The 5,538-nt window shown below is 65.7% G+C and carries 7 protein-coding genes and 1 pseudogene; 4 read left to right on the forward strand and 4 right to left on the reverse strand.

Going from position 1 to position 5,538, the window contains the following annotated elements; all coding sequences use genetic code 11:
- The coding region (locus EOA28_RS23260) for a CerR family C-terminal domain-containing protein (RefSeq protein WP_128315318.1) at positions 1-667 on the reverse strand (667 nt) is incomplete at its 3' end.
- Positions 668-765: 98 nt separating this feature from the next.
- Here EOA28_RS23260 and EOA28_RS23265 point away from each other — a divergent pair.
- Positions 766-1,233: pseudogene (locus tag EOA28_RS23265) on the forward strand (CYTH domain-containing protein); the annotation flags it as partial.
- Complete coding sequence (locus EOA28_RS23270; RefSeq protein ID WP_126080267.1) at positions 1,230-2,162, forward strand: CHAD domain-containing protein; 933 nt, start codon at positions 1,230-1,232, stop codon at positions 2,160-2,162. The pseudogene EOA28_RS23265 and the gene EOA28_RS23270, both read left to right, overlap by 4 nt.
- A gap of 43 nt (positions 2,163-2,205) precedes the next feature.
- Here EOA28_RS23270 and EOA28_RS23275 read toward each other — a convergent pair whose 3' ends face one another.
- On the reverse strand, positions 2,206-3,000 hold the full coding sequence (locus EOA28_RS23275; RefSeq protein ID WP_245463430.1) for a helix-turn-helix transcriptional regulator: 795 nt from the start codon (positions 2,998-3,000) through the stop codon (positions 2,206-2,208).
- A 112-nt stretch (positions 3,001-3,112) separates the two neighbouring features.
- On the opposite strand from EOA28_RS23275, the gene EOA28_RS23280 reads away from it, so the two are divergent.
- Entirely contained in the window at positions 3,113-3,970 is an 858-nt protein-coding gene (locus EOA28_RS23280) for an SMP-30/gluconolactonase/LRE family protein (protein WP_127251355.1), read from the forward strand.
- Positions 3,971-4,088: 118 nt separating this feature from the next.
- Entirely contained in the window at positions 4,089-5,015 is a 927-nt protein-coding gene (locus tag EOA28_RS23285; RefSeq protein ID WP_126080264.1) for a DMT family transporter, read from the forward strand.
- Positions 5,016-5,037: 22 nt separating this feature from the next.
- On the opposite strand, the gene EOA28_RS23290 is transcribed toward EOA28_RS23285, so the two are convergent.
- Both EOA28_RS23290 and EOA28_RS23295 read right to left on the reverse strand, forming a co-directional pair.
- A complete protein-coding gene (locus EOA28_RS23290; RefSeq protein ID WP_126080263.1) occupies positions 5,038-5,307 on the reverse strand; it encodes a helix-turn-helix transcriptional regulator in 270 nt (89 codons plus the stop codon).
- A gap of 78 nt (positions 5,308-5,385) precedes the next feature.
- The coding region (locus tag EOA28_RS23295; RefSeq protein WP_128315320.1) for a phosphatase PAP2 family protein at positions 5,386-5,538 on the reverse strand (153 nt) is incomplete at its 5' end.

Consider the following 5,538-nt stretch of genomic DNA (forward strand, 5'->3'; position numbering starts at 1 on the left):
CCGCTAGCATTGCCCTGAGATTGCCGGTCGTGACCGCCACCACCTTGGCGGCCTCTTTCTCGCCGATCTCGCGCCAGCCCATCCGGCGCATCACCGCTTCGCGGCCGATGCGGAAATAGATGACTTGGCCGATCATGGTGAAAACGGTGAGCCGGGTTGCCTCGCTCTCGGCCGGTTCGCCGGTCGCCTGCTCCCAGATCTGGCACAGCCGCCGGTGCGTCGGCTCGAAGACGCCGGCATAGATGCGGTCGAGCGCGGCGGTCGGATGCGAGAGCTCGCGAAGTACGAATTGTACGATCTCGCCCGCCTGCGGACTGACGATGACGAAGCCCACCATCCGCTCCAGCGCCGCAAAGAGCTGTGCCCTGGCGGCTTCCGGGTTTGCCGGGGCGGTCCCCTGGGCGCCGCCCAGCGCCTGGCCGGCGATGCCCTGGATGGTTTCCACGATGAAGTCGGCGGCGGCGGCGCGCAGGCCTTCCTTGCCGCCGAAATGATAGGCGATCGAGCCGATATTGGCCTTGGCTTCCGCCGCGATTTGGCGCGTCGACGTGCCGTCGAACCCCTGCCGCCCGAACAGCTTGAGCGCCGCGTGCACCAGCGCCGCGCGTGTTTGGTCGGCGGTGGTGGCTTCGCGCTGCTGCCTTTTCGCAATTGATTGCCTGTCCATACCTCAATGTTTAATCAATCGATTGATTAAAGTCAAATTTGACCTCTGAACCGGCTTGCCTTCACTGCCCCCACAGGCTTTAGTGCGCGGCCACGGGCAAGGAAGTCGAGCGTAAATTCCTGGTCTCCAGTTCCGCCTGGCGAGACGAGGTCGAGGCGGAGATCCGCATTCGCCAGTTCTATGTCGCCGCCCAGCCCGGCCGCACCGTGCGCGTGCGCATCTCGGACGGGCGCTCCGCCAAGCTGACGTTGAAGTTCGGCGTCAGGGCGCGCGAACGCGACGAATTCGAATATTCGATCCCGCTTGCCGAGGCCGAGGAATTGATGGCCTTTGCCATCGGACGTGTCATCGAGAAGACACGCCACCATGTTAGACACCGTGGCTATCTCTATGAAGTCGATGTTTTCGGCGGCAAGCTCGCGGGGTTGGTGATCGCGGAGCTGGAGACGCCGGAGGACGTATCTGACGAAATGCTGCCCGACTGGCTCGGTCGCGAGGTCACCGGCGAGTCGAGGTTCTACAACGCGTCGCTGGCCCTCGGGGGGATACCGGAGATCGCCGCATGAGCTTCCGCATCGATCCGCGCTTGCCGCTGACCGGCGAGGTCAGGCGCATATTGGCCGACGAGATCGGCAGGGCCATCAGCCATCTCGAGACGGCGCGCGAGAAGCCGGAGCAGGGCCTGCACAAATGCCGCAAGCGGCTGAAGAGCGTGCGCGCCTTGCTGCGCATGGTTCGTTCCGGGGACGAACCGTTCTGCCGGACCGAGAATGAATGCTACAAGCAGGTCTCGGCGCTGCTCGCCGGCCCGCGCGAGGCGACGGCGCTCATCGAGACCGTCGACCGCCTCGCCGATGCCTTTCCGGAACAATCCGCAGGCGGCGGTCTCGATCCCGTGCGCGAACGGCTGGTGCTGCGCCAGCACGAGCTTCATGCCGGCCCGGGCCTCGACGCCGCCATCAACGCGGCCGTGGCCGCCTGCCGGGAAGGCCTGGAGCGTATCGACAGGCTGGCGCTGCCCGACCTGCCGGAACAGGCGGCCGACATCCTGGCCGACGGCGCCCGCGCCACCTTGCGGCGGGCGAAGAAGGCGCTCGACAAGGCGGAGGCGCGCGGCGAGGACGAGGATTTTCACAACCTGCGCAAGGCGGCCAAGACGCACTCCATGCATCTGTCGCTGCTCGGCCGCCTGTGGCCGACGCCGATCAAGGCGCGCCGCAAGGCGGTCGACAAGCTCGGCGAGCAGCTCGGCGAACTGCACGACGTCTTCGTCATGCGCGCGCTGCTCGATGCCGAAGGCGAGCCGCTCGGCCCCGCCGACGAGACGAAGCTTCTGCGCAAGCTCTTGAAGCGCTCCGAGAAGAGCCTGACCAAGGCCTGCCTCGCCGATGCCGCCGAGCTTTTCGGCGACAGCCCGAAACGCTCCGCCAAAAGATTGGCTCGCAAGGCGCGCGACGACCTCGCCGCGCCGCAGGAAGAGGCGAAAGCGGCGTGACGCTGCGCTTTTTCCTTCTCCCCTGGGGGAGAAGGAGAAGGCGCTACGCCGGCAGCGGCCGTCTTCCTTTCGCCCCAGCATCCGCCTTTGCCCCCGCATCGCGCGGATGCGGGCAGATCGGCATGATCGCCGGGAACGGCGTCGCGCCGAAGGCGAAGGTCCATTTGTAGCCGGTGAGCTGGTCCTCCGGCGTGGTGTGCTGGTCGTGATGGGCAAGCAGCCGGGCGCGTTCGGCGAGCTCGTCGGCCTCGCGGCGCAACATCTCGGCCGTTTGCGGCCGCATCCGCCGGGAAAAGCTGATGAAGGTCGCGCCGTGCTCCATATGGCCGAGCGCCCAGCCGACGAAATTCTTGTTGGTCATTTCGAAGTGCGGCTTCAGCGGCCCTTCGAAATCCCACTGGATGGGCGTGTCGACGAGCAGCCTTGCCGACAGGCCGCGCCCCAGCGCCACCAGCCCGAGCTCCTCGAGGTCGCGCAGATAGAGGAACATCGAGGCCTCGCTCAAGCCCTGCGAGCGCATGATGCCTTCGGCCGTGAATTTCTCCGACAGCATGATGAAGACGAAGAGCAGCGCCGGCCGCGCCGCCAGCCTGCGCTCGATCTCCGGCGAAACGCGGTTGGCCGGACCCGGTCCGCGATTCATCGCGCCGAGCACGTTCTCCAGCTCGACGTCCGCCGCGGCGCAGATCTCCATCAGCCGGTCGAGCTTGCAGTTCCGCTCATGGAAGATCCGCTTCACCGTCGGCTCGGAAACGCCCATGCGCTCGGCGAGCGTCCGGTAGGTCAGGCCCTTGGCCTTCAGCGTCCGCTTCAGCGCCTCGAAGATCGGAGCGTTCATGGAATGCACCTCATTCGCGCGATTTCGTATCGATAAGCGATACTAGCGTCGAACCGTCTTTCCGAAAAGTATCGAAAAATTTAGCTCTCCTTCGTCACCACAGGAGAGCACCATGAACACCCTCATCGCTTCGACCGTCATCGCCGTCGCCGGCATCGCGGCGGCTCCGGCTGCGCAGGCCGGCGAGCTCTGGCGCGCCGCCGGCTTCGAGCAGCCGGAATCCGTGCTTGCCGACGCCGCCCACAACCGCATCGTCGTCTCCAACATCGCCGGCGATCCCGGCGCGGCGGACGGCAACGGCTATTTGTCGCTTCTGTCGATGGACGGCAAGGTCATCGCCCGCCACTGGGTCGACGGCATGGATGCGCCCAAGGGCATGGCGATTTCCGGAGGCAGGCTCTACGCCGCCGACCTCACAAAGGTGCTCGTCGTCGATCTCGCCAGCGGCAGGCTGGTCGAGACCATCGACGTGCCGGGCTCTGTCTTCCTCAACGATATGACTGAGGACAGCGCGGGCAAGGTCTATGTCAGCGACATGCTGGCCGACACGATCTACCGCATCGACGGCGACAAGCCGGAGCTGTTCGTCAAGGATGCGCTGCTGGCCTCGCCCAATGGCGTGTTCGCCGATGGCGACCGGCTGATCGTCGCGTCCTGGGGGAAGGGCATCAACAAGGCCGATTTCAGGGAGCCCGGCGGACTGCTGTCGGTCGACCTCGCCACGAAGACGATAACGCCGCTCCCCGGCGCGCAAAACTTCGCCGACCTCGACGGTGTCATCGCCATTGGCGGCACCATCTACGCCACCGCCTACATGACCGGCACGCTTTACAGCTACAAGCCAGGCGGCAAGCGGGAAGCGGTAATGCAGTTCAAGCCGGGCAGCGCCGATATCGGCACGGACGGCAAGGCGACCATCTATGTGCCGCTGATGGGCGAGGGCGAGGTCGCGGCGCTGTCACTGGATTGAGCCAGGCGGAAGTGATCGTGTCCCGCCAGCCTTCGAATTTCGCCGATCGGGATTGGACCGGCCATATCGGCGGCGCTGCCATCTGGTAGCGCTGTCGGCTCCGGGATATCCGGCTGCCATGAGCCAAGCCGTGAAGACATCCAGCCTGACCGGCGCCGTTTCTACGACCATCCCCGTGCTCACGTGCGCGCTGGCGATTTTCCTGCTGTCCGGCATGGATGCGGCCATGAAGTCGCTGACAATAGCGGTCGGCGTCTACAACACGCTGCTGTGGCGCAGCATGGTCTCGACCCTGGTCGCCGGCGCCGCCTGGTCGGCGGGGCCACGCTCGAAGCCGCGCCTTCCGGTGCTGGGCCTGCATGCGTTGCGCGCCGCGATTGTCGGCGTCGTCCTGGTCTCGTTCTTCTGGGGACTCGCCAGGCTGCCGCTCGCCGAGGCGATCGGGCTCAGCTTCGTCGCGCCGCTGTTTGCGCTCTTCCTCGCGGCGCTGCTGCTGGGCGAGCGCATAAGGCGGCAGGCGATCTGGGCGTCGCTTGCCGGCATCGCCGGCGTCGCCATCATCCTGTCCGGACAGTTCGGGCGGGAAAGCTACTCGCAGGATGCCGTGCTCGGCACGGCGGCGGTGCTCGTATCGACGGTGTTCTACGGCTACAATCTGGTCCTCGCCCGGCAGCAGGCTCTACTGGCCAAGCCGGTCGAGATCATGCTGTTCCAAAACCTCTTCGTTGGGATCATCCTTGGTTGCGCAGCACCTTGGCTCGCGGTTGCGCTGCCGGGAGATCTCTGGCTGCCCTTGGTCGGGGTGGCGCTGCTGTCGCTCGCCGGGCAATTCCTGATGAGCTGGTCCTACGCCCGTGCCGAAGCGCAATATCTGATCCCGACCGAATACTCGGCCTTCATCTGGGCGATCGCGCTTGGCTGGTTCTTCTTCGGCGAGAAGCTGGCCTGGACCACGTTGGCCGGCGCATGCCTCATCGTCGCCGGCTGCCTGATCGCCGCGCGCGCCAATCCGAAGCTTGCCGAGCCGATCGAAGCGGCGATGTGAGGCGATCTTCCAGGCCGGCGGCTTAACCTTGCGGGTTCTGCGCCGCGGCGGCCTTGAGGCGCACGCCCCTGCCGCCGCGCTCGCTGGCCTGGTTCTCGCCGATCAGCTCCACGCCGACATCATCGAGCGCCTGGATGACCTTCATCAGCGTGTCGACCACGCCCCTGACGACACCGTCGCTCGCTTCCATGCGCTGGATCGTGGGCAGGGAGACCCCGGCGCGCTCGGCAAGCGTCTTCTGGTCGATGCCGGTCAACGCCCGCGCGGCGCGCATCTGTGCGGCAGTGATCATCGGCCGGAACCTGTTTCTGAAAATATGAAAGATGTATATTTTAGATATTACAATGTCTCAAGCATCATTTTGAATGCTTCAGCCATCGATATCGCTGTCGGCCACAACTTTGCGCCGCTGCAGCAGCCGTGCCGCGAGCCAGCACAGCATGGCCCAGGCGAAGCCAGCGCACCAGCCGGCAAGCACGTCTGACGGCCAGTGCACGCCGAGATAGACGCGGCTGGTGCCGAC

It is taken from the genome of Mesorhizobium sp. M2A.F.Ca.ET.067.02.1.1, from assembly GCF_004023285.1.
In the GTDB taxonomy this organism is placed as follows: domain Bacteria; phylum Pseudomonadota; class Alphaproteobacteria; order Rhizobiales; family Rhizobiaceae; genus Mesorhizobium.